The sequence below is a fragment of the Pseudomonas sp. 1D4 genome (assembly GCF_001728925.1).
GTDB lineage: Bacteria > Pseudomonadota > Gammaproteobacteria > Pseudomonadales > Pseudomonadaceae > Metapseudomonas > Metapseudomonas otitidis.
The window spans coordinates 1-1,708 of the sequence record NZ_LXJQ01000114.1 but is presented as its reverse complement, the minus strand read 5'-3'; the positions used below and the strand labels follow the sequence as shown (position 1 = coordinate 1,708).

Below are 1,708 nucleotides of genomic sequence, written 5' to 3'. Positions count from 1 at the left end.
GTACTACCCCCTCGAAGACCAGATGCGCGAGCGTGACCACGTCTACGACTGGCACCTGGCCCGTGAGGTACAGCCCGGTTCCCTGGCGCTCAACGACTATGACTTCCAGCGCCCCAGCGCGCGCCTGGAAGTGCGCTCCAGCATCAGCCGCAGCCACAGCAACGCCGAGCACCCGCTGTACGACTACCCCGGCGAATACGTGCAGACCGGCGACGGCGAGCAGTACGCGCGCAACCGCATCGAGGCCATCCAGACCCAGTACGAGCGCGTGCAACTGCGCACCAACGCGCGCGGCCTGGGCGCCGGCCACCTGTTCAAGATGACCGGCTACCCCCGCGCCGACCAGAACCGCGAGTACCTGATCATCGGCGCCCGCTACGCGGTCAGCCAGGAAGCCTACGAAAGCGGCTCGACGGGCGGCACGCTGCAGTTCAACAGCAGCCTGGAATGCATCGAGGCACGCCAGCCCTTCCGTCCCATGCCGACCACCATCAAGCCCATCGTCCAGGGCCCGCAGACCGCCATGGTGGTCGGGCCCAAGGGCGAGGAGATCTGGACCGACCAGTACGGCCGGGTGAAGGTGCATTTCTATTGGGACCGGCACGACCAGTCCAACGAGAACAGCTCCTGCTGGATTCGCGTCTCCCAATCCTGGGCCGGCAAGAACTGGGGCCACATCCAGATCCCGCGCATCGGCCAGGAGGTGATCGTCAGCTTCCTCGAAGGCGACCCGGACCGTCCGATCATCACCGGCCGCGTCTACAACGCCGAGCAGACCGTGCCCTACGACCTGCCCGCCAACGCCACCCAGAGCGGGATCAAGAGCCGCTCCAGCAAGGGCGGCACACCGGCCAACTTCAACGAGATCCGCATGGAGGACAAGAAGGGCGCCGAGCAGCTCTACATCCATGCCGAGCGCAACCAGGACATCGTCGTGGAGAACGACGAGACCCACTCCGTGGGCCACAACCGCACCAAGAGCATCGGCAACGATGAAGTGGCCCTGATCGGGCAGGACCGCCTGCGCGCCGCCAAGCGCCACGACACCCTGGTGGTGGGCGGCGCGAAGAGCGACAGCGTGAGCACCCGCTACCTGATCGAAGCCGGTGCGCAGATCCGCCTGGTGTGCGGGCAGAGCGTGGTGGAGTTCAACGCCGACGGCGTGATCAACATCTCCGGCACCGCCTTCAACCTGTTCACCGCCGGCAATACCGCCATCGACACCGGCGGCCGGCTGGACCTGAACTCCGGCGTGGCCAGCGCCGTGCCCACCAATGGCGAAGGCGACAAAGGCGCCATCGACGGCAAGGTCGACGCCCTCTTCCCGCCGCCGCCCAAGAGCTGAAAACCGCCGGGGCCGCGCAAGGCGGCCCTGGTCTTTCGCAGCTCTACACGCCGCGCCGGCCTGAAACAAAGCCCCATGTGGCCCGGCCACACACCCTGCTCCGTCTCCCACAACCTGTGGCACCTCCCGCATGAGCGAGAAGACAGCGGACAGCGTCTGCAGCGGCTACGGGCAGAGCCACGAGGTGCCCAACCTGTTCATCTCCGATGGCGGCCTGTTCACCACCAGCGCGGCGGAGAACCCCACGCTGACCATCGTCAGCCTGGCGATCCGCCAGGCGGAATACATCGCCCAGGCGCTCGACAAGCGTGCGGCCTAGGCTGCGCTAGCCGGTTAATGGGCCAGGGACGGCCCTTTTTTCTT

Annotated in this window: 1 protein-coding gene and 1 pseudogene; both read left to right on the top strand. The window is 66.7% G+C overall.

The window, feature by feature from the left end; genetic code table 11:
• Nucleotides 1-1,345, top strand: a 1,345-nt coding sequence (gene tssI / locus A7D27_RS26785; protein ID WP_069566674.1) for a type VI secretion system tip protein TssI/VgrG, incomplete at its 5' end; no start/stop codon positions are given.
• Between the two features lie 124 nt (nt 1,346-1,469).
• A pseudogene (locus A7D27_RS26780) lies at nt 1,470-1,664 on the top strand (GMC oxidoreductase); the annotation flags it as partial.
• Nucleotides 1,665-1,708: the final 44 nt, after the last annotated feature.